The organism is Gottfriedia sp. S16(2024), from assembly GCF_050473765.1.
Lineage (GTDB): Bacteria > Bacillota > Bacilli > Bacillales > Bacillaceae_G > Gottfriedia.
This window is the reverse complement of record NZ_JBFLUO010000001.1, coordinates 2,072,583-2,099,299: the sequence shown is the minus strand read 5'-3', so window position 1 is coordinate 2,099,299 and position 26,717 is coordinate 2,072,583. Positions and strand designations below refer to the sequence as shown.

At 32.9% G+C, this 26,717-nt stretch carries 26 protein-coding genes and 2 riboswitches; of the genes, 12 read left to right on the top strand and 14 right to left on the bottom strand.

The genetic code is table 11. The features are described 5' to 3' along the window. Positions 1 to 244 precede the first annotated feature (244 nt). The 5 genes from AB1282_RS09820 (at position 245) to AB1282_RS09800 (ending at position 3,928) form a co-directional block, all read left to right on the top strand. Entirely contained in the window at positions 245 to 424 is a 180-nt protein-coding gene (locus AB1282_RS09820; RefSeq protein ID WP_056471502.1) for an H-type small acid-soluble spore protein, read from the top strand. A gap of 424 nt (positions 425 to 848) precedes the next feature. Further along, positions 849 to 2,255, top strand: a complete 1,407-nt coding sequence (locus tag AB1282_RS09815; RefSeq protein WP_429899000.1) for an amino acid permease — start codon at positions 849 to 851, stop codon at positions 2,253 to 2,255. A gap of 777 nt (positions 2,256 to 3,032) precedes the next feature. Next, entirely contained in the window at positions 3,033 to 3,293 is a 261-nt protein-coding gene (locus AB1282_RS09810) for a hypothetical protein (protein WP_056467548.1), read from the top strand. 174 nt (positions 3,294 to 3,467) lie between these two features. Then, on the top strand, positions 3,468 to 3,605 hold the full coding sequence (locus AB1282_RS09805; protein WP_156339615.1) for a YjcZ family sporulation protein: 138 nt from the start codon (positions 3,468 to 3,470) through the stop codon (positions 3,603 to 3,605). Positions 3,606 to 3,748: 143 nt separating this feature from the next. Beyond that, positions 3,749 to 3,928: a small acid-soluble spore protein H gene (locus AB1282_RS09800; RefSeq protein WP_429898999.1), complete on the top strand. Its 180-nt coding sequence runs from the start codon at positions 3,749 to 3,751 to the stop codon at positions 3,926 to 3,928. A 242-nt stretch (positions 3,929 to 4,170) separates the two neighbouring features. On the opposite strand, the gene thiC is transcribed toward AB1282_RS09800, so the two are convergent. Then, on the bottom strand, positions 4,171 to 5,949 hold the full coding sequence (gene thiC, locus AB1282_RS09795; RefSeq protein ID WP_056467554.1) for a phosphomethylpyrimidine synthase ThiC: 1,779 nt from the start codon (positions 5,947 to 5,949) through the stop codon (positions 4,171 to 4,173). Between the two features lie 136 nt (positions 5,950 to 6,085). Beyond that, positions 6,086 to 6,200, bottom strand: a riboswitch (TPP riboswitch). A gap of 236 nt (positions 6,201 to 6,436) precedes the next feature. Then, positions 6,437 to 6,546: riboswitch (TPP riboswitch) on the top strand. Positions 6,547 to 6,635: 89 nt separating this feature from the next. Here thiC and AB1282_RS09790 point away from each other — a divergent pair. Genes AB1282_RS09790 through AB1282_RS09770 form a run of 5 tightly spaced genes read left to right on the top strand, consistent with a single transcriptional unit; the run spans position 6,636 to position 10,329 of the window. Next, a complete protein-coding gene (locus tag AB1282_RS09790; protein WP_429898998.1) occupies positions 6,636 to 7,250 on the top strand; it encodes a thiamine phosphate synthase in 615 nt (204 codons plus the stop codon). Beyond that, on the top strand, positions 7,234 to 8,325 hold the full coding sequence (thiO, locus tag AB1282_RS09785; protein ID WP_429898997.1) for a glycine oxidase ThiO: 1,092 nt from the start codon (positions 7,234 to 7,236) through the stop codon (positions 8,323 to 8,325). The genes AB1282_RS09790 and thiO overlap by 17 nt, the downstream gene beginning before the upstream one ends. A 26-nt stretch (positions 8,326 to 8,351) precedes the next feature. After that, positions 8,352 to 8,555 carry a sulfur carrier protein ThiS gene (gene thiS, locus AB1282_RS09780; RefSeq protein WP_056467563.1) on the top strand — a complete coding sequence of 68 codons (204 nt, stop codon included), beginning with the start codon at positions 8,352 to 8,354 and terminating at the stop codon, positions 8,553 to 8,555. A 2-nt stretch (positions 8,556 to 8,557) separates the two neighbouring features. After that, positions 8,558 to 9,325 (top strand): thiazole synthase, encoded by a 768-nt coding sequence (locus AB1282_RS09775; RefSeq protein ID WP_056467565.1) that lies wholly within the window; start codon positions 8,558 to 8,560, stop codon positions 9,323 to 9,325. Then, a complete protein-coding gene (locus AB1282_RS09770) occupies positions 9,322 to 10,329 on the top strand; it encodes a ThiF family adenylyltransferase (protein ID WP_429898996.1) in 1,008 nt (335 codons plus the stop codon). Before AB1282_RS09775 ends, AB1282_RS09770 begins: the two co-directional genes overlap by 4 nt. A 188-nt stretch (positions 10,330 to 10,517) precedes the next feature. Here AB1282_RS09770 and AB1282_RS09765 read toward each other — a convergent pair whose 3' ends face one another. The 4 genes from AB1282_RS09765 to AB1282_RS09750 all read right to left on the bottom strand — a co-directional run bounded on the left by AB1282_RS09765 (position 10,518) and on the right by AB1282_RS09750 (position 14,316). Further along, a complete protein-coding gene (locus tag AB1282_RS09765; protein WP_429898995.1) occupies positions 10,518 to 11,327 on the bottom strand; it encodes a hypothetical protein in 810 nt (269 codons plus the stop codon). Positions 11,328 to 11,394: 67 nt separating this feature from the next. Continuing rightward, positions 11,395 to 11,595: a cation transporter gene (locus AB1282_RS09760; protein ID WP_056467574.1), complete on the bottom strand. Its 201-nt coding sequence runs from the start codon at positions 11,593 to 11,595 to the stop codon at positions 11,395 to 11,397. A 12-nt stretch (positions 11,596 to 11,607) separates the two neighbouring features. Then, positions 11,608 to 14,001: a heavy metal translocating P-type ATPase gene (locus AB1282_RS09755; protein ID WP_429898994.1), complete on the bottom strand. Its 2,394-nt coding sequence runs from the start codon at positions 13,999 to 14,001 to the stop codon at positions 11,608 to 11,610. Between the two features lie 15 nt (positions 14,002 to 14,016). Further along, on the bottom strand, positions 14,017 to 14,316 hold the full coding sequence (locus AB1282_RS09750; protein ID WP_056467579.1) for a metal-sensing transcriptional repressor: 300 nt from the start codon (positions 14,314 to 14,316) through the stop codon (positions 14,017 to 14,019). 116 nt (positions 14,317 to 14,432) lie between these two features. Here AB1282_RS09750 and AB1282_RS09745 point away from each other — a divergent pair, with 116 nt between their 5' ends. Beyond that, positions 14,433 to 14,984, top strand: coding sequence for a hypothetical protein (locus tag AB1282_RS09745; RefSeq protein ID WP_429898993.1), 552 nt, complete (start codon positions 14,433 to 14,435; stop codon positions 14,982 to 14,984). Positions 14,985 to 15,283: 299 nt separating this feature from the next. Here AB1282_RS09745 and AB1282_RS09740 read toward each other — a convergent pair whose 3' ends face one another. The 4 genes from AB1282_RS09740 to AB1282_RS09725 form a co-directional block, all read right to left on the bottom strand. Further along, on the bottom strand, positions 15,284 to 15,724 hold the full coding sequence (locus AB1282_RS09740) for a YybH family protein (RefSeq protein WP_429898992.1): 441 nt from the start codon (positions 15,722 to 15,724) through the stop codon (positions 15,284 to 15,286). 226 nt (positions 15,725 to 15,950) lie between these two features. Continuing rightward, positions 15,951 to 16,421, bottom strand: a complete 471-nt coding sequence (locus tag AB1282_RS09735) for a hypothetical protein (RefSeq protein WP_056467589.1) — start codon at positions 16,419 to 16,421, stop codon at positions 15,951 to 15,953. Positions 16,422 to 16,613: 192 nt separating this feature from the next. Next, positions 16,614 to 18,278: an acyl-CoA dehydrogenase family protein gene (locus AB1282_RS09730; RefSeq protein WP_429898991.1), complete on the bottom strand. Its 1,665-nt coding sequence runs from the start codon at positions 18,276 to 18,278 to the stop codon at positions 16,614 to 16,616. A gap of 22 nt (positions 18,279 to 18,300) precedes the next feature. Continuing rightward, positions 18,301 to 18,678, bottom strand: a complete 378-nt coding sequence (locus AB1282_RS09725) for a MerR family transcriptional regulator (RefSeq protein ID WP_056467594.1) — start codon at positions 18,676 to 18,678, stop codon at positions 18,301 to 18,303. Positions 18,679 to 18,925: 247 nt separating this feature from the next. Here AB1282_RS09725 and poxB point away from each other — a divergent pair, with 247 nt between their 5' ends. Next, positions 18,926 to 20,662, top strand: a complete 1,737-nt coding sequence (gene poxB / locus AB1282_RS09720; RefSeq protein WP_429898990.1) for a ubiquinone-dependent pyruvate dehydrogenase — start codon at positions 18,926 to 18,928, stop codon at positions 20,660 to 20,662. Between the two features lie 167 nt (positions 20,663 to 20,829). Here poxB and AB1282_RS09715 read toward each other — a convergent pair whose 3' ends face one another. The 5 genes from AB1282_RS09715 to AB1282_RS09695 all read right to left on the bottom strand — a co-directional run bounded on the left by AB1282_RS09715 (position 20,830) and on the right by AB1282_RS09695 (position 26,598). Then, the gene (locus tag AB1282_RS09715) at positions 20,830 to 21,513 is read right to left on the bottom strand and encodes an ABC transporter ATP-binding protein (RefSeq protein WP_390311589.1); all 684 of its coding nucleotides are present in this window, start codon (positions 21,511 to 21,513) and stop codon (positions 20,830 to 20,832) included. Then, positions 21,513 to 22,598: an ABC transporter permease gene (locus AB1282_RS09710; RefSeq protein ID WP_390311590.1), complete on the bottom strand. Its 1,086-nt coding sequence runs from the start codon at positions 22,596 to 22,598 to the stop codon at positions 21,513 to 21,515. The genes AB1282_RS09715 and AB1282_RS09710 overlap by 1 nt, the downstream gene beginning before the upstream one ends. 123 nt (positions 22,599 to 22,721) lie before the next feature. Then, a complete protein-coding gene (locus AB1282_RS09705) occupies positions 22,722 to 24,110 on the bottom strand; it encodes a sensor histidine kinase (protein ID WP_429898989.1) in 1,389 nt (462 codons plus the stop codon). After that, the gene (locus tag AB1282_RS09700) at positions 24,107 to 24,784 is read right to left on the bottom strand and encodes a response regulator transcription factor (RefSeq protein ID WP_056467608.1); all 678 of its coding nucleotides are present in this window, start codon (positions 24,782 to 24,784) and stop codon (positions 24,107 to 24,109) included. Before AB1282_RS09700 ends, AB1282_RS09705 begins: the two co-directional genes overlap by 4 nt. Before the next feature lie 554 nt (positions 24,785 to 25,338). Further along, a complete protein-coding gene (locus AB1282_RS09695) occupies positions 25,339 to 26,598 on the bottom strand; it encodes a helix-turn-helix domain-containing protein (RefSeq protein WP_429898988.1) in 1,260 nt (419 codons plus the stop codon). Positions 26,599 to 26,717 lie beyond the last annotated feature (119 nt).

Below are 26,717 nucleotides of genomic sequence, written 5' to 3'. Positions count from 1 at the left end.
CTATTTATGTGTAGTTCAATTTTATTTTTAGCTTCAATTGCTATCATACAACAAGATAAGAAACGAGTTAAGAAATGAGGACAAAATTGAACAATAAGCTAGTTTAATCAATTTAGTAGTTTTTTTTCTTCATCAATTCCCCCCTTAGATTTACATAATCCTAAAAGATGTCTCACTTTTTATGAATACTATAACTAGGCTATGTAAATAATAAAGTAGGTTAGTTATTAAAGGAGGTATTATGATGGATACTGAAAGAGCATTAGAAATCGTAGCTGCACCTGGTATGATTAATGTAACTTGCGATGGAGTACCGGTTTATATTCAGCATGTTAATAAAAATGAGGGGACAGCAAGAATTTATCCTCTTGATCAACCACAAAATGATAAAGAAGTATCACTAAGTCACTTAAAAGAACATTAAATGATAAAAAAGACCCAAAAATAAACCTCTATTAAAGAGGTTTATTTCATTTTTATTAAAAAAACATAAAAATATAATTATTTAGTCTGATTACAATTGCAACCATAAGAAATATGAAGATGTTAGAGATTTATCGTTACTTATGACATATCTTCTATCTAGTTCAATTTAACTGAACGACTAGGTATTTGGTAATATGTCGAATTTACTACATAATTTTAAAAAAAATGAAAAAAAAGTCGAAAAATTGTTTGAATATTTCTATAAGTGTGTTATCATAAAAATCACTTAAGCGAGACAATCTTTAAATTACTTCGGAGCTAATTGTCAGAATTTTCTATTTTTTAAGGTAAAATTAGAAAATAATTAACTTTCTAAATAGGAAATTAAAAAACTACTAAATATAGGATTAGAGGAGGCTCATATGAATTTATTTCGAAAAAAATCAGTTACAAGCAGTTCGCCTAGTTCACTTAAACAAGTTCTAGGAGCGTTTGATCTTACAATGTTAGGTATCGGTGCCATCATCGGTACAGGTATATTCGTATTAACTGGTGTAGCGGCAGCTGATTACGCCGGTCCAGCACTTATTCTTTCATTTATTATCGCAGGTTTAGCTTGTACATTCGCCGCACTTTGTTACTCTGAATTTGCATCTATGATTCCAGAGGCTGGTAGTGCTTACACTTATAGTTATGTTGCTTTTGGTGAAGTCATAGCTTGGATATTAGGTTGGGACATGGTACTAGAGTATGGACTTGCATCTTCAGCAGTAGCAAGTGGATGGTCTGGATATTTCCAAAGTTTATTACATGGTTTTGGACTAAACCTTCCAACAGCTTTAACTAGTGCATTTGATCCATCTAAACATACTTTTATTGATTTACCGGCAGTAATCATTGTTTTAATTGTAACGTTCATTCTTACTAGAGGTGTTAAAGAATCAGCAAAACTTAACACAATCATGGTAATTGTAAAATTAGCAGTAGTAGCACTTTTCATCGTAGTTGGTATTTGGTACGTTCAACCACATAACTGGACTCCATTTATGCCAATGGGATTCCATGGGGTAACAGCTGGTGCTGCAGTAGTAGTATTTGCTTACTTTGGATTTGATGCAGTATCAACTGCAGCTGAGGAAGTTAAAAATCCTCAACGTAACTTACCAATCGGTATTATCACTGCTTTAACAATTTGTACAATCTTATATATTGTCGTTTCATTAATTCTTACTGGTATCGTTCCGTTTGATCAATTAGGTGTTAAAGACCCAGTTGCTTTTGCACTAGCATTTATTCACCAAGATTGGGCTGCTGGTTTCATTTCTCTAGGCGCAATCATCGGTATTACAACTGTATTAATCGTAATGATGTTTGGACAAACTCGTCTATTCTATGCAATCAGTAAAGACGGTTTATTACCAGGTAAATTATCAAAAGTTAACAAGAAAACTGCAGTTCCTGTAACAAGTACTTGGGTAACTGGCGGGCTAGTTGCTTTATTCGCTGGCTTAATTCCATTAAACAAATTAGCTGAATTAACAAATATCGGTACTCTATTCGCTTTCTCTGCTGTTTCTCTTGGTGTACTAGTATTAAGAAAAACTCGCCCAGACTTAAAGCGTGGATTCAAAACTCCTTGGGTACCAGTAGTACCAGTATTAGCTGTTGTATTCTGTGTATATTTAATGCTACAACTTTCAACATTTACTTGGAAAGGTTTCGTAGTTTGGTTAGTAATCGGTTTAGTAATTTATATAACATACGGATATAAAAATTCTAAACTAAACGGTAAAAATAAGATTGATAAAGATTCAAATCAAACTGCATAAGTAATTAAATGAGGCTGTCTCAAAAGGTCGTTAAATATCGACATTTTGAGACAGTTTTTTTATTTTTTGAGGGATTTTTATAAAATTGTAAGCTTTAAAGGAGAGATTTTTTCTTTAGCCCTCTTGTTCTTACAATCTTGTCCTAGTCTTTTAACTAGATTTTTCACAGTTAGCTTAAAATTCATTTTTTTATATTTATTAACAATTTTATGTTTCCAATAACACTAGTAAGTTTTTTTTCAGAAGTTAAAAATATTATGAGCTAATTTTTTCGAAAAACAAATTCAATTCATTAGTTTATTAATTAATGTTCGATATTAATTGACTTACAAACTGATTAATAAACAACAGTTAGGATACTCTTAGTAAAGGCTATTTGATTAGGATTTATTGCAGACTTTTTTTGATGAATAAGTTGATTGGAACGGAAGGTTGCTCGACTCCTATGGGATAAGCGGGAAGGCTGAGACCCCGCAGGCTTGCCGAGGAGGCTCAGGTCTCGCCCCATGGAAAGCGAGCATCCTGTAGTGGAAATCAACATCACTCTACTCCTTTTACGAAAATTTAGTTATTATTTGACAAGGTTGTTTTTCAACAGTGTGAAAAAAATCCCACTATAATAATCTATAGTGGGATTTTTTTGTTAGTTACATATTTCCCTCAACAAACTAGAATAATGATAAATATCCACAGCTACAAACTTTACAAAAACAGATTTACTTTATGATATGATACGACTTAAGAAATTTTATTTTCGAATGAACAGGAGCTGTTAAAATGTTCCCATTAAAAAATTATTATGAATCATTTATAAAAAAAGATCTAATTGGAGTGAAAAGAGAGATTGCATTAAAACGACTAAGTAATTTACTTGCTTGTCAAAAGATTAGTAAAGATACGAAGGAAGTTGTACATATTCGTTATTTTACTTGTACCGAAACACTTCAGCCTACTGACACTTATTTAGGTACAATTGCTGTGAAGTTTCAAAATGGTTATGTAGTTGAAACAGCAATTTCACTTCCTAAGGAAAAATAATTCATTTATTAAAACTTACTTCTAGGTAAAAGCCTAATTACATTATAGACTAGTTTCATAGTTGGCAAAAAAACATACGATACATTATCCACCTCTCCTAATTGAAATTTTTCAATTAGCCGCATGACCCTAAGGGAGTTTTCCCTTAAATATCGTATGAAGGAGGTCACATGTATGAGTACTGGACATCACGGACACCATCTTAACGGTTTTGCTTTAATCGTTGTTCTATTTATCCTATTAATCATTGTTGGAGCAGCTTGCTGGTCTGGATATGACGGATATGGATATGGACATGGACATCACTGGTAATCATTAAAAACTATAAAACTCCTGTTAAGTTTTAACAGGAGTTTTTTTATTTTAAAAAAAGCTTGTACTTGATTATGAATACTCAAGTATACCTCTGTTAATAATATGTTAGGTTTCAATTATTAATGTAGAGGAGGATATTTATGAATAAACAACGAGCTCAAGAAATTGCTTCTTCAGCTGAAATGGCTAATGTGACATATAATGGGGTGCCAATTTACATTCAACATGTTGATGAAACAAATGAAACTGCTAGAATCTATCCGCTAGGTCAACCAGATCGAGAGGAAGAAGTTTCAATCAATAGTTTGTCAGAACATTAATTCTAGAATAACAAAAACAAACCTCTTAGCCTGAGGTTTGTTTTTGTTATTACGTATTACCAACATAAGCTCTCAATTAAACTGCATTTAAGACATTCTTGTATCGTATCTTTCTTCAAAAAATCGTGGTCACAATTTTTTTGAATCGTTTTCAGTTCTATTTTTAAGTGTTGCATATATTCTTCCAATTGTTTTATCTCGTTTATGATTTCTTCTACCCTATTCATATAAGGCTCACACCCTTATTGATAGATTTCCCCGCCTTGTTTTCTAAATTCAAGTGCTTTTTCTTTCATTCCTTCTTCAATGATTGAACCATTCTGAAGTTCTTCTTGTTTTACTATATCTCGAATATCTTGTGAAATTCTCATACTACAGAATTTTGGACCACACATTGAACAAAAATGCGCTGTTTTAGCTCCTTCGGCAGGTAATGTTTCATCATGATATTCAATTGCTCTTTCAGGATCAAGAGAAAGATTAAATTGATCACGCCATCTAAATTCAAATCTAGCTTTTGAAAGTGCATCATCTCTTTTTTGTGCACCAGGGTGTCCTTTTGCTAAGTCAGCTGCATGCGCCGCTATTTTGTATGTAATAACTCCTACTCTTACGTCTTCTTTATTTGGAAGACCTAAATGCTCTTTCGGAGTTACATAACAAAGCATTGCAGTACCAAACCAACCAATCATTGCTGCACCGATTGCTGATGTAATATGATCGTATCCAGGTGCAATATCAGTCGTTAGCGGTCCTAAAGTATAAAATGGCGCTTCCTGACAAATTTCTAATTGTTTATCCATATTCTCTTTAATTAAGTGCATTGGTACATGTCCCGGTCCTTCAATCATAACTTGAACATCGTGCTTCCATGCAATTTTCGTTAACTCACCAAGTGTTTCTAACTCAGAAAATTGTGCTTCGTCATTTGCATCGGCAATTGAGCCTGGTCTCAGTCCATCTCCTAAAGAGAATGTTACGTCATAACGCTTCATAATTTCACAAATTTCTTCAAAATGAGTATACAAAAAATTCTCTTTATGATGAGCTAAACACCATTGAGCCAAAATAGACCCTCCACGAGATACAATTCCTGTCACTCGTTTTGCCGTTAATGGAATATAGCGTAATAATACACCCGCGTGAATTGTAAAATAGTCTACACCTTGTTCCGCTTGCTCGATTAGTGTATCTCTAAACACTTCCCAGCTTAAATCTTCAGCGATTCCATTAACTTTTTCAAGCGCTTGATAAATCGGAACTGTCCCTACTGGTACTGGAGAGTTTCGGATAATCCATTCACGTGTTGTATGAATATTCTTACCAGTAGAAAGATCCATCATCGTATCCGCACCCCAGCGAGTAGCCCATGTCATTTTTTCTACTTCTTCTTCGATTGAAGACGTAACCGCTGAATTACCTATATTGGCATTAATTTTCACATGAAAATTACGACCGATGATCATTGGCTCACTTTCAGGGTGATTAATATTCGATGGAATGACAGCTCTTCCCTTAGCAACTTCATCACGAACAAATTCAGCCGAAACATTTTCTCGAATCGCAATAAATTCCATTTCAGGTGTAATAATTCCTTTTCGAGCATAATGCATTTGAGTAATATTTCCATTCTCCTTTGCTCGTAACGGTTTTCTTTTTAACCCTTTAAATACTTCAACATTATGTTGATCTGACTCTTTTCTATATCCATTATCTTCAGGCTTTATTTCGCGCCCTTCATACTCTTCAACATCATTTCGTTCAATTACCCAGTTTTGTCTAATCGCCTTAAGTCCATTTCGAATATCAACTGAGCTAGCTGAATCTGTGTAAGGTCCGCTAGTGTCGTATACTCTAACTGGAGCATTTTCTTCTTCTCCAAAAGTGCCAGTTGTTGGGCTTAATTGAATCTCACGCATTGGCACCTTAATGTCAGGTCTAGATCCTTCAACATATACCTTCTTACTCCCTGAAAAACTAGACATGATGGAAAAATTCATTTCATTTACAGAATTGTTCATTTGATTTCATTCCCCTTTTTAATTAGTTTAAAAAGGACGAAATCCAATCCATTTAAAGCATGAAAAAAAGCCGGAATCTTATGTTTAAGACCCGGCTAAGTGTTAGCAAAACTACATTAATAATTATGTAATCATTAATGAAAATTTCTAACTTCCCCACGCTGGTATGAACCAGATCAGGTCCTGAGGGTTAAGAAACTTAATCACGTTTCTCTCTCAGCCCAATTAATTGGACACCCCTAGTCAATCTATTAAATTGTTCAAACTAAATATAAACCCATAAATTTAAAATGTAAATGTTTTTATTTCCCTAAATTTTTACAGAAACTCCAAACAAAAAAAAATTTTGGTTTTTTTATACTACTAAAAACACTTGATTCCACTATACTTCAAGCCCAATTTCTGGTAATAAAATGGGACTAGTAAAAATAAATTTAGTATTGAATATTATTTTTTATATGCTATGCTAAGATTAATTTTCATACATATTCATCACTAGGGGATCCCTTGATAAGGGCTGAGAATAAGGTAGTTACTTTTAAACCCTCAAAACCTGAACAGGCTAGTACCTGCGTAGGAAAGTGGCGCATTTTATACTTTTTTCGCGTGCAATGTAACCACTTTCTTTTTTTTAGGAAAGTGGTTTTTTTGTTTGAAAAAATTTTGCAAATGAAAGAGGCTGGGCCATGGAACTTATTGCAATTACAGATGATCAGCACTCAGTCGAAGTACTTGCTACAAAAATAATTCAAATAATCGATGCAGTCGACTATGTGCATATTCGTGAAAAGTCGAAAACGGCAATCGAGCTACTATCACTCTTAAATCTACTAAAAATAAACAAAGTAGATATGAAAAAAATTGTTTTAAATGATCGTTTAGATATAACTATTTTCTCTAACCTATCAAATATTCACTTACCGGGACATGGTCTTCCACTTGTTGATGTAAAAGAATATTTTCCTAATTTACGAGTAGGAAAATCAGTTCACACACTTACTGAAGCAATACAGGCAGAAAATGATAAAGCTGACTATATTCTGTACGGTCATTGTTTTGAAACAGAGTGTAAAAATGGATTAACACCTAATGGGATTGAACTAATTCCAGAAATGAAAAAAACGTTAACTATACCAATCTATGCAGTCGGCGGAATATTACCTGAACATATCCAGGTTCTAAAAGAGAACGAAATTGATGGTATAGCTGTCATGTCTGGCATATTTTCTGCCCGAAATCCTCTAGAAGCTGCGCTGCAATATTTTGAAAGGTGTAAATTCGCTTATGAACAAGAAATTTGAAGTTGTAGTAATTGGTGGTGGAATAATAGGTTGTTCCATTGCTTATTATCTAGCGAAAGAAAACATTCATGTCGCAGTTCTAGAAGGACAGCAAGTTGGACAGAAAACAACTAAGGCAGCTGCTGGAATGCTTGGTGCCCATTCCGAGTGGGATCACTCCGAGTCGTTTTTTACTTTTGCTAGAAATAGTCAATTAACTTATTTTCACCTTCAAGAAGAATTAAAAGAATTATGTGGAATTGATATTGAACTTAAAAAAGGTGGCATTTTCAAACTAGCTTATACAGATTTAGAAAAAAAACAATTAACTCCGCTACTCACTCAAACTTCGGCACTTTGGTATAACCAGGAGGAGTTAAAAAAACAGATACCTGGCATCCATCCAAACATCATTGGAGCAGCTTATATTGAAGACGACGTGAATGTATTACCTGTTTCTGTCTGTAACGCGTTTTGCAAGAGTGCTCAAATTTTAGGTGCATCTATATTTGAATATACTCATGTATTTCAGATTCAAAAAAATGATTCACATTATTTAATTAAAACTACAAATGGCAATTTTGAAGCAAAAACTCTTGTAGTTGCAAGTGGTGTTTGGAGTAATTCATTGTTTGGGCAGCTTGGATTACATCATGAAATTATTCCCGTTAAAGGTGAATGCATCGCGGTCAGAAGTGAAAAGGTTGCATTAAAACATACTCTTTTCCATGAACAAAATTATATTGTTCCAAGGAATGACGGTCGCCTTGTCATCGGAGCTACGATGATCGATAACGAATGGAATGAGAACCCTAGCTTAAGGGGGATTGAGTCATTAATACAAAGCGCTAAAAAAATGCTTCCCGAAATTGAAGACATGAAAATTGATTCATTTTGGGCAGGATTACGACCGCGAACTCTCGACTATAATCCCTTTATTGGAATTCATCCCGATGAAGATCAAATCTTATTTGCGACCGGCCATTTTCGAAATGGTATTTTGCTTGCACCAGCAACTGGAAAATTAATTCGAGATTTAATCCTTAAACGAAAAGTCGATCGTAACTGGATCGAAGCATTTAAAATCAATCGTTAATTTTTATGTTTTGGAGGTGTAAACACTTGGAAATAAGATTAAACGGAAAGAACATCAACATTTCCAGCAAAACCTGTACAATTCAGGATTTGCTTAATGAATATCAATTAGAAAACCGAATTGTTATTGTCGAGGTTAATAAAGAAATTATTTATAAAGAACAGTATTCATTAACTCATCTCTCTAACGGAGATTCTGTAGAATTAATACATTTTGTAGGTGGTGGCTAATCATGTTAAAAGTAGGAAATCATACATTTCATTCAAGATTATTATTAGGAACAGGAAAATACCCTTCATTTGAAGTCCAGAAAGAAGCTGTTGAAGTATCGAAAGCCGAGATCCTAACTTTTGCTGTTAGAAGAATGAATATTTTTGAGGAATCTCAACCAAATTTTCTAGAACAACTAGATTTAACAAAGTATAAATTATTGCCTAATACTGCTGGTGCAAAAACTGCCGAAGAGGCTGTTAGAATTGCAAGATTGGCAAAAGCATCTGGCTTATGCGATATGATCAAGGTAGAAGTAATTGGGTGTGATAAATCATTATTACCTGATCCAATCGAAACATTGAAAGCATCAGAAATGCTATTAAACGAAGGATTTGTTGTATTACCTTATACTTCCGATGATGTTGTGCTAGCAAGAAGACTAGAAGAACTTGGTGTACATGCGATTATGCCAGGTGCATCTCCTATCGGTTCCGGAAAAGGAATTATTAATCCACTTAATCTTAAATTTATCATTGAGCAATCGAATGTACCTGTTATAGTAGATGCCGGTATCGGGTCGCCAAAAGATGCAGCTTTTGCAATGGAGCTAGGTGCTGATGGAGTCCTTTTAAATACTGCGGTTTCTAATGCAAAAGATCCTGTAAAAATGGCAGTTGCGATGAAGCTTGCTATTGAAGCTGGAAGACTTGGTTATGAGGCAGGAAGAATTGAAGAAAAAAATTATGGTGAAGCTAGTAGCCCAATCACAGGGTTGGTGAATTCTTGACAAACCGCTATGCAAAGCAAGAATTATTTTTAGGAAAAGATCGTCAATCAAACTTACAAAAAGCCAGTGCCATTATTATTGGTGTTGGTGCATTAGGCTCATCAATAGCAGAAATGCTTGTAAGAGCAGGCATTGGAAATATAACAATTGTTGACCGTGATTACGTTGAATGGAGTAATTTACAAAGGCAGTCTCTTTACACAGAAGAGGATGCTAGAAATAAACTACCTAAAGTAATTGCAGCTAAATATCGACTTCAACAAATTAATAGTGAAGTATCGATTACTAGTTTAATAAAAGATATTACTAGTCTTAATATTGAAGAGTTGATTAAAGGTCATACAATTATACTAGATGCAACAGATAACTTTGAAACTAGAATGGTTGTGAATGATGCAGCAATTAAGCATGGGATTCCTTTTATTTTTGGTGCATGTGTTGGAAGCTATGGTCTCTCGTTTCCAATTATTCCAGGAAAAACTCCTTGCCTTAACTGTTTATTAAATCATATACCAACTTTAAATATGACTTGCGATACGGTAGGAGTAATCAGTCCAATTGTGCAAATGATTGCTGCATACCAAGTAACCTATGCTCTGCAATATCTTACTAACTATGAACTTTCACCAATCTTACAATCGATTGATGTTTGGAAGTATGAAAAGTCTGATATAAACATCGAAAAATTAAAAAATAAAAATTGTCCAACATGTGGCTCTATAAGAAGTTATCCATTTTTAAAAGATGATGACCATATGAAGTCATATGTTTTATGTGGAAGAGATGCAGTCCAATTAAGAGTATCATCTCCTAAGATTCCAACACTAACTAACCTTTCTGAAAGATTACAAGGGTTAGTTAGTGATTTGATTGTAAATCCTTATTTATTGTCATGTACTTATGAAGATCATCGCATTGTTTTATTTAAAGACGGTCGAGCAATTATTCACGGTACAAAGGAAGCATCTATTGCTAAAGAACTCTATCGTAAAGTTTTAGGTTGAAATAGAAAAATACCCTTTCAAAGACTAATAATTTAATAGTCTTTGAAAGGGTCAATTATAAACAATCTCTATAAATCAATTAGACTCATTCCCCACTGAACCCGCAAATGTTAAGCTAGATTCTTCATCGATTGGAAATTCAATAACTGTTCTTCCAACATTAATACAGCAACTATCATGGAAGGAAATTATGGCACCTCAACTATAAATGGCACAATAAACACATCTCCATTTTGTTTAAACTGTCCCCATATTTTATATAATCCTTTTTTAGGAAAACTAGTCATAAACTCTGCGTCAGGTCCACTTGATTTTTCATTCATTGGATGGACATGTAAGTAAGTATTTGTATCCCCACTAATCGCAACAACGTGACCAATAGCACCCAAATAAGGCTGTAAATCAGTAATACCTTTTTTGGTTTTAGCATCTTTAATCGTAAATGTCATTTTAACTTCATTATTTGTCATCAATTTATCAAATTTTAAAGTAACCTCTTTTCCATCAATTACTTTTGTTAATATTTTATCTGGTATTAGCGAAACCGGTTTGGCTTGCTCACCTGCCACTTGTACTAATTTTGTTTTTACGTTTTTATCAGAGCCCTCAGGTATAAAATCTGCAAATAATTTATATTCACCACCATTTGGAAAATCCGGTGTGACTGTAAATAATCCTTTCCCTTTATATACTGGATGCACATGATCAAAAAATGATAAATCCTTACTTACAACAATTAAATGCATTAATTTTTCGTGCTCGAGCTCAAATTTATTTACTGTTTTCCCCATCAAATCATTGACTTGAATGTTTAAGTTTACTTTTTTACCACTTTCAGGATTACCGTTAAACGTAAATTGTACTTTGGTTGAATCTTTTTCTTCTTTTGTTTTTTCATGATTCATACTTTCATGAGTAGAAGCTGTATGAGTCATATTTCCACAGCCACTTAAACCGATCACAGTAATGAAACTTAGTAATAATAAAAAGTATTTCATCCAATTTCTCCCCTGTATAGTTATTTTTCGTCAAATAAAAAGCGAACCAATAAGTTCGCTTTTTTATTTAGATAATGTCATACCCTTGATCTTCAATAGCCTCTTTCACTTTATCAATTGTTTCTGCGTTTGAAGTATTGAATGTTACTTCTTTATTTTCTAAACTTACGATAATATTATTTGTACCAGACACTCCTTCTACCGCTTTCATAACTGCAGCTTTGCAGTGCCCACATGTCATACCTTCTACTTTTAAAATTGTTTCCATTACTAAATCCTCCTAAATTTTTATACGTTTTAATCGTAATGCATTTATGACTACCGATACGGAGCTAAATGCCATTGCTGCACCTGCAATCCAAGGCTGCAATAACCCTAAAGCTGCAATCGGTATACCTAAACTGTTATAAAATAACGCCCAAAATAAATTTTGGCGAATATTATTCATTGTTTTCTTACTTAAGCTAATCGCTTTCGGAATATGTGATAAGTCGCCACCTACTAGCGTAACATCCGCTGTTTCTATCGCTACATCAGCACCAGTACCGATTGCCATTCCAATATCAGCTTTTGCAAGAGCTGGAGCATCATTAATCCCATCTCCAACCATCGCAACAATTTTCCCTTGTTTTTGTAATTCTGCCACTATATCTGCTTTTTTCTCTGGAAGAACTTCAGCAAATACATTTTCAATCCCAACTTGATCTGCAATCGCCTGTGCAGTGTGTTTATTATCACCAGTAACCATAAAAACTTCTATTTTTAAATCCTTTAATGCTTTTATCGCATTTCTTGAAGATTCTTTAATTGTATCGGCTACAGCAATAATCCCTTCAAGCTTATCGTCAATTGCTACTAACATCCCTGTCTTTCCTGCAGATTCAAATACAATTAATTGTTCATCAACTGAAGAAAAATCGATATTCTTTTCATTCATTAACTTTCGAGTACCGATATATACCTTTTTATTTTCAATCATGGCTTCTACCCCATGTCCAGGTATGGCAATAAACTCTGTAATATCAGTTAGTTTCAGTTCCTGCTTAAGAGCGTATTGAACAATTGCTTGTGCTAGAGGATGCTCTGACATTTTCTCTACACTTGCAACGAGCTTCAATAAATCCTCTCGATGATTTAAATTAATGATATCTGTTACTTCAGGCTTTCCTTTTGTAACAGTTCCTGTTTTATCAAGAATGATTGTATTAATTTTTTGGGTAGTTTCTAAAAATTCTCCGCCTTTGTATAAAATTCCGTTTTCGGCACCTTTTCCACTTCCAACCATAATCGAAGTTGGTGTAGCAAGCCCTAAAGCACAAGGACATGCGATGACTAAAACAGCTATTGCTACTTCAATTGACTTAGGCAAATTTTGAGGATCGATTACAAAAAACCAAATGATAAATGTTAAAATGGCTATGCCAATTACAATTGGAACAAATATATTCGAAATTCGATCTGCTAATCTTTGAATTGGAGCTTTTGAACCTTGTGCCTCTTCAACTATTTTCACAATATTTGCTAATGCAGTATCCTTACCAACCTTCTCAGCTAGAATCGTTAAAATACCATTGCCATTAACAGTTGCTCCAACAACTTTATCATCAGCCTTTTTATCAACTGGTAAAGACTCACCAGTAATCATTGATTCATCAACTGTAGATACTCCCGAAACAATAACACCATCCACTGGAATTTTCTCACCTGGTTTAACAAGTAGTAGATCTCCAACTTTTACAGCTTCCAATGGTACATAAATTTCATTTCCATTTTCTAAAATGATTGCTTCCTTAGCTTGTAATTCCATTAGTTTAGAAATTGCTTCAGTTGTTTTTCCTTTAGCAATATGTTCAAAATATTTTCCAAGTAAAACTAATGTTATTAATACTGCACTTGTCTCAAAATAAAGATGCGGCATATACATACTATTATTTATTGTCTTAATTGACTCGACTAAGCTATAAAAGTAAGCAGCCGATGTTCCAAGGACAACAAGAACATCCATATTCGCACTATAATTTCGAATTGCTTTAAATGCTCCAACGTAAAAATGCCAACCTATAATAAACTGAACCGGAGTTGCAAACAAAAGTTGAAACCATGGATTCATTAATAAATGTGGCATCCATATATTTGTACTAAATGGCAGATGAGATACCATCGTATACAATAGTGGAATTGAAAGTAAGATTGAAACGATTAATTGAATCCGTTTGTTTCTTGTTGTGTCTTTTTCTTTAACTGCATTTTCTTCTTTTATAGCTGCTGCATAACCAATATGACTAATTTTATCTATTATCGATTGAAGTGATCGTACTTCAGGTAAATAAGAAATCGTTGCTATATTCATAGCCAGATTGACATTGATTTGAACGATTCCATCCATTTTCCCTATTACTTTTTCGATTCGAGCTGAACAAGCAGCACATGTCATTCCCTCAATATTTAAGGTAACTTTTTCAACTGCAACCTCATAACCAATCGTATGGATTTTTTCTATTAAATCAGAAGTTTGATATTGCCCTTTATTATATATAATAGTAGCTTTTTCTAATGCAAGATTCACATTCGCTTGTAAGCCATCCATTCGATTTAAGGTTTTTTCGATTCGGGTTGCACATGCGGCGCAGGTCATACCCTCTATACCAAGGGTTAACTGCTTTGCATCATTCATTCTAATCAACCCCCTTTACTTTACGTAACGCTTAATAACCTCCATTAATTCGTTTACCGATTCTGCGCCATTGTTTTCTTTAACTGCCTTAACCATACAATGATTCGCATGTCTTTCAATTAATGAGAAACTTACCTTTTTCATAGCAGCTTCAACTGCCATAATTTGCGTCAAAATATCTATACAATATCGGTCCTCTTCGACCATTTTTTGAATACCTCTTACTTGCCCCTCTATTCTACGAAGACGTTTCATTAAATCGTTAATTTCGTCTTCACTTCTTGGAACCATTTGATCATCATGGCAATTTTCCATTTTATCACCTCACCATTATTATATACTCATAGGGGGTATAGGTGTCAATTTTTTATTCTATTTATTTTAAGTTGTCCATATGATGATAAAAAGCGAATAGTTAGGGGGTATCATATATGTTCACCAGTTGGGTATGTATTTGCATAATGCTCTTTATAACAATTATTTCAATCCACCTTAAACCAACAAAAAATGACCAGATGCATCAAATGATGTATATGATGATGATCAGTATGACTACTGGTTTAACAATAGGTGTGCTCATTACACTTTCATATCACCAACAATTTTTCCATTCCTTACTCATTTCGATGGGCGTATCTGCACTCATTGGATTACTTATCGGTTTTCGATTACATTTCCTTGCGCTAATTGAGGGGATCTTTACTGGAATGATGGCCGGTATGATGGGGAGCATGATCGTCGTTATGATTTCAATAACAGAAGCACATGCTTTATTATTAATTTGTTTATTATTATTAACTTGTTCAGCCCTATTTTGTTCTACTATGTTTTTAAGTCAGCGATTCCCAAAACTACTATCATCATTCTTTCCAGTAATTATTATTTCTAGCCTATTGCTCATCTTAACTGTGTTTTATTCTTTTACTCATTTTGGAACTACTACGGTTTCCCAGAGCTATAAAATTAATGTGTTAAAAAAATAACAACGATTAAACATCTAAATTAAAAGCCCGTATCATAATTACTACGTAATTGTCAATACAGGCTTTTTTTAAGTTGCTTTAACATAGCAAAGGAAAAATTGGTACTTGAAGAAGAGAATCAGATTTATTTTACCTATGGAGGGTATACAGCAGAACATAAATGAAAGAGCAATACTAATAAAAAAAAGGGACTTCCAAAAAAGAAGTCCCCTAAAAAAGAAAGAAAAATTATCAGTTAAAAGATATCATTTAAACCTTAAAATTAGCTTAACTTTATCACCAATCAAATAGTTTATTGTTTACTTCAAGTTGAAAATTCCCTTACCAGTTTCCATATTTATAGGTAATGATGAATGTTCATGAACTATGATCCAAGTTTCATTTACTTTTTTTAAACCGAATGTGAACCGATTAGTCATTTGACGAAGTTTCTCACCAGATTCTTCTTGGTGAGCAGCAAAAGTAACCGCACACTGTACAAATGCCAGATTTGAATTCTCTTCAACTACTAGATCATTAAATTCAACTTTAAGTAAAACACCATCCTCACTCAATCCGTTAAACCACTCTACAGCATTTTCCTTCCATGAAGAAATACCTTTGCTCTCCCAGTTCCCCCAGCAATCAAATATATGAACTTCAGGACCATACAAGGATAGAAATCTTTCAACATCCTTTTCGTAAACTGCTGTTTTGTAATTTTCAAGAACGTCTTGAACTTCGAAAAAACCATCTGACATTAAGTGCATCCCCTTTACCAATTTCAGAAATGTAAGTATGAACTATAGATACATTCTCTATTCAAACAGTTTTCCCTTCTTCCAGTAAAATGACAAATAGTAAAGTAGAAACCACTCATCGTCATCGGCCACCAGTGTTATTAAACTAAGAGGTTGCGTTAGTTTGATTAGTACTGTTCTATTTTAATTAATTAAAAAATGACACAATAATCGCACCAGTACCTACTTAGTGCTGTAGCCTCATAGTAATTTTAGATATCGTAAACCACATAGAAATAAACATCAATATTGCAAAAAAGTCAGAAAGAATAACACTGCGACCTACAAATAAATGTTCATAATGAAATAATGGGGTATTATAAATGGCAATAATTATTGATAGTGCGGCAAAAATAAGACTAAGTTTGTTCTTAATCATTTTATAGAAAAAATAAAAAAGGGTAGCATATGCCCAAAACTGTGAAATAAACCAAGCGTGTGATAGCCTGATCCCTGATTTAGTATGGAAAAAAAATAAAACTAAAACTAATAAAATAATAAAGGCAATAACTGGAGCAAATTTGACTATATTAATAAGTCTAATAAAACGATTATTTAATGTAACCTTTTTTGAATTTACTTTGAATAAATCATCTTTTATAACTAAGTAATTAAAATAAATAAACACTAAACTGCAAGTAAATATTAAAAACTGCATGAATTAAACACTCCCGTTTTTTACATCAACTATTAATAGTATCATAAAATTGGTAAATTTTGTTAAATTTACGATAAAAATATCCTTTATTTTTTGGAATATTAATAGAAAAAAAGATAGTAGGAAAAAACCTCCTTACTATCTTTACTACTGATATATGTGTGCTTTTAATCTAACGAGGTATCTTTATAATCATTTATTTATCGAAACTTTATAGCCAACAATTTCAGCAAAATACTTTAAATGAATTTGTTCTTTATTAATTTCATCTTTAAAATATCGTTCATGGATCAATACTTTTGCGATATACTCTTTTCGAATATGATCTTTCGCATCTTCAAGAGCAGTAACTGCTTCAACTAAATCTGCCATTTTATTTGCGATTTTCTTTGCATTATATGATTGAGTATTAGCATCTAAAGTAAATGTATAATGAACAATTTCATTTAATTCCTCCAGCTTTTTCTTTACGATTTCACTTTCATCTACTAATGTTTGAGGTGTTTCCACTAATTTTTCTTCAATATATGATTTAAAGACTTGATAACCATTCATTTTTTTAAACAGTCTCAAAATCTCTAAACCTAAAATATTAGCTGTTCCTTCCCAAACTGTAAGTACTTGAGCATCTCTTAAAAGTCGAGGTGTAACAAAATCTTCTATATAACCATTTCCACCATGCATTTCAATCGCTTCGTGGGAGAAATGAATTGCTTCTTCTGCAGTACGCATTTTTAATATAGCAATCAAAATCCTTACTAATATTTGTTCTTCGGTTGTTCCATTTTCATTACCAACCACTCGATCATATAAGGCCACTAAATTAAATACTGCACTTGTTTGTACTTCCTGAATGGTCGCAAGTTTTGCTAATGTCTCTTGTATCATTGGAAAATTCGTTAATATTTGTCCAAATGCCGGTCTATTTTCAGCATATTTTTTCGCTTCCACATAGGCTCTTCTCATAATTCCAACAGAAGCTACAGCATTACATATTCTAGATAAATTCAATGCTTCCATCATGTAGTTAATTCCTCTGGAAGGATCTCCGATTAGAAATGCTTTCGCTCCATTAAATTCAACTTCTCCTGACGGAACCGCTCTTACACCTAGCTTATCTTTTAAGCGACGAATCGTGAATCCATTATTTGTACCATCATCATTCTTCCTAGGCACTAAAAATAAACTTAACCCCTTACTCCCAGAAGGAGCTCCCTCAATTCTTGCTAAAATCGTTGTAATCCCACATTGACCTGCATTACTAGCAAAATATTTTTCTCCATAAATGCGATAATAATCTCCTTCTTTAACTGCTTTAACTACATTAGCTCCAACATCTGAACCACCTTGTCTTTCAGTTAAAAAAGTTGCTCCTTCATATAATTCTATTTCTCCAGTCGATAGTAAATGAGGGAGATATTTTTCTTTTATTGCTTCATCTGCATATCTTTCAACTAAAAACGTAACAGCCATTGATAATGTTACCGGACAATAAAAACCAGCTTCAGTCTGTGATAATAAATAACCTTGGGCATAGGAATAAATGTAATTCCCCTTAATACTAAGCTCTGGTATTGGCTTATGAATATAGCTAACAATCCCTCTATTATAAGTATCTTCTACAGTTTGTTTATAACCTTCATTTACCCAAACATGTGAAATATCATTTCCATATGCATCATATTTGATTAAACGTGGTTGACCTTCTCGGTCTGTGTGTATTGCACGCTGATCAAACTCTTTCGCGCAAAGCTCACCAAATTCTTCTAATTCTCCATTAGCCCATGCAAAAAAATCTTCTTTAAAATATTTTCTTAAAATTATTTGTAAATTAAGATCTTCTTTATAAAAATTCATGTACTTCTCCCTCCAAATATTTTTACTGAATCTCTAATAAATTCCGCTCAAGTCTACCCTTCATTTGAATAATTTCTTTTTTTAATTGGATTAGATCGTTTATTTTTTTATCTAGCTCTATTATCTTCTGATTTCCATATTCAATTGTTTTTTGTAATTGTTTTTCACCTGTTCGATCAATCGTAAATAAATCAATCATTTCTTTTATTTCTTGTAAATTAAAGCCTAAATTTTTGCCCCTTTGAATTAAATAAAGACGTGTACAATCCTTTTGAGAGTACCTTCTTCTACCACTTTCAGTATAGGTAGGCATTAATAATCCGATTTCCTCATAATATCTAAGGGTTCTATGAGTCGTATTAAATTCATTCGTCATCTCTCGAATCGAATAAAACTTCAAAATGCCCTCCTCCTTCTAGCTATAGATTTATTATAAATCTTACGTAACCGTAAGTTTCAAGATGGATTCCTTCGACAAAAAATTCAAGGATCAGTGACTTTTTAAAGTATTTATTCTTAATGCCTCCTACTTTTCCTGCCTTTTTTTGGTATAACGTTTTAAAGTTCTGCAAAACATAACTTTATCTGTAGCTTAAGGCTTAACAAATAGAATTAGTTCCATAATGGTGAACTAGAAGGAGATTACAATGAGGAAAACAATTGCAGATTTACTGATCGATTCATTGATTCAAGCAGGGGTTACTAGAATTTATGGTATTGTTGGCGATTCTTTAAATGCTGTTTTAGATTCAATTAAGAGCTCTAAAAGAATTGAATGGATCGGCGTTCGCCATGAGGAAGTTGCAGCTTTTGCGGCAGGTTCCGATTCACTTATGAGTGGAAGTATCGCAGTTTGTGCGGGAAGCAGTGGACCAGGAAACCTTCATCTTATCAATGGATTATACGATTGTCATCGAAGTCGTATTCCTGTACTTGCAATTGCGGCTCAAATTCCAAGCATCGAAATTGGAAGTGAATATTTTCAACAAACTCGACCTGAGCAATTATTTAAAGATTGCAGTCACTTCTGTGAAACAGTATATAGAGCAGAGCAAATGCCTCGTCTAGCAACGATTGCTATGCAGCACGCAATTGCTAGAAAGGGTGTATCTGTACTTGTATTACCTGGAGACATAGCTGCGCTAGAAGATCGACAAACTGTACCAGAACAAGTTATTCATGTTACGAATCCACTGATTAGTCCATCTAAACCTGAATTGGAAAAACTCGCTGGGTTCCTAAATGATGGTAAGAAGGTTACTTTACTTTGCGGAGCAGGCTGTGAAGGTGCACATTCTCATTTAATGCTTCTTTGTGAAAAGTTAAAATCTCCAATGGTTATTGCGCTTAGAGGTAAAGAATTCTTAGAATACGATAATCCATATAATGCAGGTTTAACTGGTTTAATCGGCTATTCATCCGGGTATCATGCCATAATGGACTGTGATGTACTATTGATGCTCGGCACAGATTTTCCATACCGACAATTTTATCCAGATGATTCAGTTATTTTACAAGTAGATGTTCGAGCTGAGCATTTAGGACGACGCGCTGCACTTACTTATGGACTATGTGGAGATGTAAAAGAGACAATAAGTCAGTTATTACCGCTCTTAACAGATGTGAAAGATTCAAGCCATCTTGAAAAATATGTTTCAGCATACAAAGATGTACGTGAAGATCTAGATAAATTTGCTGTCGGAAAACCTGGACGCACACCAATCCACCCTCAGTATTTAACTAAAGTTGTAAGTGATCTTGCAAATGAAGATACGATCTTTACATGCGATGTCGGAACGCCAACATTATGGTCTGCAAGATATTTACAAATGAATGGAAAAAGAAGATTACTTGGATCATTTAATCACGGAACGATGGCTAATGCCATGCCTCAAGCAATTGGTGCTCAAGTTTCTCAACCTGGACGTCAAGTAGTCGCATTATGCGGAGATGGTGGATTATCAATGTTATTGGGTGATTTATTAACGATCCATCAGCATCAATTACCTATAAAAATGGTTGTATTTAACAATAGCGCACTAAGTTTTGTGGAATTAGAAATGAAAGCTGCTGGTTACCTAGAAACTGGAACAACTTTAGAAAACCCTAACTTTGCTTCATTAGCTCAATCGATGGGGATCGAAGGAATTCGTGTAGAAGATCCCGCTGATTTAGAATCTGCAGTGCAACGTGCGTTTGAGCACAATGGACCGGCATTAATAGATGTTTTAGTTAACCGACAAGAATTAGCAATGCCTCCTAAAGTGAGTATTGAACAAGCACACGGATTTACACTATGGACATTGAAAGCAGTATTAAATGGTCATGCTAATGATGTAATTGATCTTGCTAAAACTAATCTTTTAGATCGATTTCATCTATAACAAAAGAACCCGTTCAAATTGAACGGGTTCTTTTGTTTATTTAGAAAATTAGTAGTCAATATTCCATACCCACAACAGGTTCATGAGTTACTTAAATATCTTGATGATTCAAAATAACTTACTCATAAGCAATATCAAAAAGCCCGTTTATTAAAACGGGCTCTTCCTTAAATTTGTTCAGTAAGTTTTCCATTTTCAATATAAACAACACGGTCACATAAATCTAGCATCCTTTTATCATGAGTGACCATTATCGCAGCTTTTTGTCTTTGTTTCACTTCTTTAGATAGCATTTCAACAACTGATCTTCCTCTTTCAGAATCAAGACTAGCTGTAGGTTCATCCGCAAAGATTACTTCTGGATCATTCATTAGTGCTCTTGCAATGGCTACTCGTTGTCTCTCTCCACCTGATAATTTTTCTGGATAGTTTCTCATCCTCTTTGATAATCCTAATTGTTCGAGGAGTTCATTCGCTTTCTTCTCTGCAATTTTGTTTTTTATTCCAGCTAATTCGGCAATTAATAGAAGCTGATCTTTAACTGTTAAATAAGGGATTAAATTAGACATTTGAAAAATAAATCCGATTTTAGATAATCTAAATTCATTTAGTTTATTTGCTGGGAGATTACTAATATCAGTATCATCAATTAAAATTTTCCCACTAGTCGGAGATAGTAATGCTCCCGCTATTGAAAGGAAGGTACTTTTACCAGAGCCTGATGGACCTACAACTGCTACTAGTTCACCAGCCTTTACTTGAATGGAAACTTGATCTAATACAGTTGTTGCTAAAGAATCTCCGTCATTATATATTTTGCTAATATTATCTAGCACTAATTTATTACTCATTAAAAGGCCCTCCCAATCGCTTCAATCGCATCAATTTTTACTACTTTTAATAAAGAAATTAATGAGCCAACAATTGCTACAATTAAGAATAATAATGAACTTCCAATGATTAACTGAGCATCAAATACAAAAGGTAAGCTTGCTGGTAATACTTTAGATAATCCAAATGTGATTGAAATACTTATAATTAGACTTAAAAGTGTAAGTGTTAAAACTTGAAAAATAATATTCTTAGCCAAATAACTAGTTTTTGAACCAATTGCTTTTAGCACGCCAAATTGATTTATTTTTTGAATCGTAATGATATAGAAAAAGACTGCTAACACAAATGCTCCGATAAAGAATAGAAATACAATCATCATTAGTAAAGAGCCCTGTTCTTCTTTATAACCAGGTATGCCTTTTAATGCTTGGCTTTTATTAATTACTTCTACTCCTGAGACTTTTTCATTTACCTTTTTTGCAGTACTTGCGTTCGTTTTTAACGCAATTGCATTAAATGAATTCTTGTTATTCACCATAGACCACTCTTTGTAATTCATATGAATCACCGGTGCGTGACTATATGATTGGTTCTCAGTAAATCCAACAATTTTAAAATCTTTTCCCGAGATTTGATCAGAAATCTTGTCACCAAGCTTGATTCCTTTTTCTTTTAAAGAAATATCTCCTACAACTTCATTCTTTGTTGAATTATTAATCATGTCACCTTCTATTACTTTTGGTGCCGCTAAACCATTCACATCAATTCCAAATAAGGTAGCATCAATTTTTTTAGATGTTCCATCCTTTAGAAACGTAGTCATTTGAACTCCTAAAGTAGTAGAATTTTTCTCATCAACAAACTTCTGAACTTCATTTATTTGACTTTCTGTTAACATTGAATGATTAATTTGTTTACCTGATTCTTTTTGTAAAACAAAATAGTTTGAGGCCATACTATCAATAGAAGAAGCATTATCAAAAGATAATCCTTTCGCTAATCCTGAAACGAATAATACTAGGAATGATATAAGGATCATGATTAGACTAATTAATAAAAAACGTAACTTTGCGTGTTTAAACTCCCTTAATGCAAGAAACACCTGTCATTCATCTCCTTTAACATACTAAATTTTAAAGAGTGTAAAAAGTAGAATCACTCTTTGTAATTTAAAGTATAGGAATGTTAGATGAACAACAGGTGAACAGTCGATTACAAATATAAATCAGAACTCTTTAATATTAGGTATAGTTAGATGAAATTTGGTTCCTTCGCCTACTTTACTACTTACTTCTATGTGGCCATTATGTAATTCAATAATTTGTTTAACAATCGCTAAACCTAAGCCACTACTGGATTCCTTTCGATTCCTTGCTTTATCAGCAATAAAAAATCGATTAAATATTTGTTGTAAATCATTTTCGGAAATTCCAATTCCAGTATCTTGAAATTCAATTTGAACATACTCTTCATTACTACTCAGTTTTATTGAGATGGATCCACCTTCATGATTAAATTTTATGCTATTCGTCATTAGATTTGTCCAAACTTGATGCAGTAGATTCTTATCAGCATACACAAGAGTTTGAGGTAATTCCAAATCAATGGCCAAGTCTTTGTTTCTCCAACTCCATTCAGTTGTAAAAACCACTTGTTTAATTTGTTCGGCAACATCAAATGTTGTTTTTTGCAATATACTTTCTTCCTTATCTAATGAGGCTAAAGTTAATAATTGTTTACTTAACAAGGACATTCTTTTACTTTCTTCCTCTATGATCGATAAATAATGATTCTTTTGCTCTTCGGTTAATTTTTCAGTTTGAAGTGACTGCGAAAAACCTTGTATCGATGCAAGTGGTGATTGGATTTCATGAGATACATTTGAAACAAACTCCTGACGCATCGCCTCAATTTGTCCTAATTTTTGTGACATATGCGAAAAGTGATTAGCAAGTTTTCCTATTTCGTCTTGGCGTTTAATTTGCAATTGAACATTATATTTTCCTTCTGCAATCTTTTTAGTTGCTTCAGTTAATTTAATAATCGGTTTAACAATATATCTTGTACTAACTAAAACGAATATAATACTTAATACGATTGTCAGTAAAAGGAGTATGGAAAAGAGTATACGCAATTCACCAAATTGAAGCTGTACATTTGGTCGCATAAAAAGAGCCAAATGATTAGTACTCGATTTTATAGGAACACCAACTGTATTACTCAATGTATTATCAAAAAAACCAGTCACAAATAATGATGTTGGAAATTCGGCAATACCATGATATACATTCCCATTTAAAACAGAATCAATCACTTTACGATCTAATTTCTTTTCTCTAAAAGACCCTCCATAAAAGGATTGTTTTCCTTGAGGATCTACTAATAAAATTTGATAACCCAATTTACTAATACTTTTTAAGTAATTACTTAATTCGATATCATTATTTTTTTCATAAAAAGTACCAACATCTAAAGCCATTTTAGTTAATTTTTTATCATTATAGGGCTTTAGATTATAGTGGTAATACACATTTGAAAAAAAGAAAGCCAATAAACTGCTAAAAATCATAACACCGAGGATTGTAAGAACAATTCTTATGTATAAAGTTTTCACTTTCTGGTGACCTCCAATTTATAACCAACACCTCGAACAGTTTTTATACTAAAGTCATCCGTTAAATTAGAAAACCTTTCACGTAAACGTTTAATATGAACATTTATTGTTCGATCATCACCCTCAAAATCAGCACCCCAAATTAATTGGATCAACTCATCACGAGTAAATATTCGATCCGGATAACTTGCCAATTGAGATAATAATTCAAATTCCTTCATTGGAAGCATAAGTAATTTTCCATTACAGTAAACTTCATAGCTTTTTCGATCGATAACCGTTTCGTTCAGTTTTATTTTTTGAGCACTAATCATATTGTATCTTCTTAGCAATGCCTTAATCCGGAATAGTATTTCTTTTGGTTCAAAGGGCTTGGTCAAATAATCATCTGTGCCTACTGCAAACCCTTTTTCTTTATCAGAAAGCTCGCTTTTTGCAGTTAACAATATTACCGGAAAATCATAATACTCTCTTATTTCCTCACAAAGTTGGTAACCATCTTTACCTGGCATCATTATATCTACAATCGCTAAATTAATTTGTTGATTTTCAAGCAATCTAGAAGCTTCATCTCCATTAGCCGCTTCAAATGTCGTATAGCCTTCAGTTTGTAAATACATTTTCAGTAACTCTCTTATATGAGAATCATCATCCACAATTAAAATTCGAATCATAATTTATCCCCATTCTTTATAATTAGTACAATTATTTAAAAAATCATATCATATTTTAATTTTAATATCCTTTTTCTATTTTTCATTGGCAAAATGCGGATTTTTTATAACGTGAATAAAAAAAGTTTTGTAATATAGTTTGTCCCCCATACATTTCTTTAATTTTAAACATAAAATTAATATATAGTTATAATGGCTGTTTTCGTAAATCTTGTTGCCGTTTTAGAGATGTCTAGTTGAATTTACTTTAGGAGGCATCTCAAATTTTCACTTTTTCTGATACTCCTACAGAAACCCCACACCTTGTTTCTGATCAGCTTCTTTATTTACTCTGTGCTTTAAAAATGATCGGTTTATAAACAACAACCATTTCGAAAAGAGTCAAACATAATAGAATTGTGTTAGAAATAGTAAGATTTGTCCCTATTTTTAATATTATTATTTCAACATAATAAAAACCCAAAAAAAAGTTCCTTTATGGAACTTTTTTACTTTTACACTACTTCTTTAATTTGAAAACATAAATAATAAAAGAACTGTCCAACAACAGTCCTTTAGTTATGTATTTTAATAACACCTATTAAGAAGTTAGACATTTCGACTGCCTTCTCAAACTCTTTTTCTTCCACATAATAATCATACAACTCCTTACCATATCGTTTCATGAATATAGTATGATTGCGTGACTTAAAATATGGAAAAGCAGTTTTTTCTATGTACTGTATATATTCTTTCGTTTTATTTTCTATCGAATAGATTAGTAATGTAAAAAGGATTTGATAATGTTGATTCTTTAAATTTTTTGCGATTGTTAGGCCTTTTTGGGCACTATTTAATAAGGCAGATTTGCGCATTAATTTACCTTCAAATGAGCTTTTAAGATAATTATTCAGTCGTTGAAGATAAATTACCGTTGGCTTTTTTTCCAATTGTAATGCTGCTTTATAATACTTTTGCGCTTTTTCATAATCTTTTCTTTTAAAATATTCCAAAGCAAAGTTATTTAACAACATCCCTGTTTTATCTGGTGCATTGAGCGTTTCACTATCATGAATCAGATTTTTGTATGATTGTTTCAATTTTTTAAAGTCTAAGTGCCCATCGTTGCTTGATTGTAAAAGCATAATTGATTCAGCATTTATGGCACGTAAATAATTACTTGTATCTTTAAAATATTTAAGCGATTTTTCTGCATATACATAAGCCATTACCCTGGAATCAACCCAGCCATATGCTACTGCTAAATGATAGTAGTATTCTGGATTTCCGTACTCGTTTATATCAATCTTCTTTAAAGTTTGTATAGCTTTATGATGATTCTCTGTACTTGAATTATTGTAATTATTTAAATAATAAATTCCAATTACATGCAAAAGGAGATTTCTTTCAAAAGGAGGTAGATCTTTATAGTTTCTTTGTATATTTAGAACAATTGTATAAGTGTTTTTATAGTCATTCATTAAGAGATAATATCTTGCTAGTAGCAATTGATACCAAGCATCATATTTTGGAGAATTAATAAAAGGGCTTTCTTCTAAATCTTTTTTATATGAATCAATTTCCTTCATTCTTAATTTAATAATTGCTGTCTGCCAGTTTAGTAGTTTATTTTCAAGATTTTCAAAGTTAGCAATTTCTTTTCGAATATCAATTTGTAATCGTTCAGAAAACAAGGTAATAATCTCAGATGAGTAGGATGTATTCCCTCTTTCTATTTTTCCTACGTGCTTGGAAGAACAGATTCCTTTTCCTAGTTCTTCTTGAGTTAGTCCAGCTTTAGTACGATAAAATTTTATAACTTCCCCTTCGATCATTGATTGCTCCTCCTATCCTAAAACTTATACTAAATATACAATAGTTCAACTTAGTTTCCATCATGCTATTCACACAATTTATGAGGATAATTTAATGTAAAATTAATAATTATTACTTA

Coding starts and splice junctions, on each gene's coding strand:
- AB1282_RS09820 (WP_056471502.1), top strand. CDS start 245: ATGGATACTGAAAGAGCATTAGAAATCGTAGCTGCACCTGGTATGATT.
- AB1282_RS09815 (WP_429899000.1), top strand. CDS start 849: ATGAATTTATTTCGAAAAAAATCAGTTACAAGCAGTTCGCCTAGTTCA.
- AB1282_RS09810 (WP_056467548.1), top strand. CDS start 3,033: ATGTTCCCATTAAAAAATTATTATGAATCATTTATAAAAAAAGATCTA.
- AB1282_RS09805 (WP_156339615.1), top strand. CDS start 3,468: ATGAGTACTGGACATCACGGACACCATCTTAACGGTTTTGCTTTAATC.
- AB1282_RS09800 (WP_429898999.1), top strand. CDS start 3,749: ATGAATAAACAACGAGCTCAAGAAATTGCTTCTTCAGCTGAAATGGCT.
- thiC (WP_056467554.1), bottom strand. CDS start 5,949: ATGAACAATTCTGTAAATGAAATGAATTTTTCCATCATGTCTAGTTTT.
- AB1282_RS09790 (WP_429898998.1), top strand. CDS start 6,636: ATGGAACTTATTGCAATTACAGATGATCAGCACTCAGTCGAAGTACTT.
- thiO (WP_429898997.1), top strand. CDS start 7,234: ATGAACAAGAAATTTGAAGTTGTAGTAATTGGTGGTGGAATAATAGGT.
- AB1282_RS09775 (WP_056467565.1), top strand. CDS start 8,558: ATGTTAAAAGTAGGAAATCATACATTTCATTCAAGATTATTATTAGGA.
- AB1282_RS09765 (WP_429898995.1), bottom strand. CDS start 11,327: ATGAAATACTTTTTATTATTACTAAGTTTCATTACTGTGATCGGTTTA.
- AB1282_RS09760 (WP_056467574.1), bottom strand. CDS start 11,595: ATGGAAACAATTTTAAAAGTAGAAGGTATGACATGTGGGCACTGCAAA.
- AB1282_RS09755 (WP_429898994.1), bottom strand. CDS start 14,001: ATGAATGATGCAAAGCAGTTAACCCTTGGTATAGAGGGTATGACCTGC.
- AB1282_RS09750 (WP_056467579.1), bottom strand. CDS start 14,316: ATGGAAAATTGCCATGATGATCAAATGGTTCCAAGAAGTGAAGACGAA.
- AB1282_RS09745 (WP_429898993.1), top strand. CDS start 14,433: ATGTTCACCAGTTGGGTATGTATTTGCATAATGCTCTTTATAACAATT.
- AB1282_RS09740 (WP_429898992.1), bottom strand. CDS start 15,724: ATGTCAGATGGTTTTTTCGAAGTTCAAGACGTTCTTGAAAATTACAAA.
- AB1282_RS09735 (WP_056467589.1), bottom strand. CDS start 16,421: ATGCAGTTTTTAATATTTACTTGCAGTTTAGTGTTTATTTATTTTAAT.
- AB1282_RS09730 (WP_429898991.1), bottom strand. CDS start 18,278: ATGAATTTTTATAAAGAAGATCTTAATTTACAAATAATTTTAAGAAAA.
- poxB (WP_429898990.1), top strand. CDS start 18,926: ATGAGGAAAACAATTGCAGATTTACTGATCGATTCATTGATTCAAGCA.
- AB1282_RS09715 (WP_390311589.1), bottom strand. CDS start 21,513: ATGAGTAATAAATTAGTGCTAGATAATATTAGCAAAATATATAATGAC.
- AB1282_RS09700 (WP_056467608.1), bottom strand. CDS start 24,784: ATGATTCGAATTTTAATTGTGGATGATGATTCTCATATAAGAGAGTTA.
- AB1282_RS09695 (WP_429898988.1), bottom strand. CDS start 26,598: ATGATCGAAGGGGAAGTTATAAAATTTTATCGTACTAAAGCTGGACTA.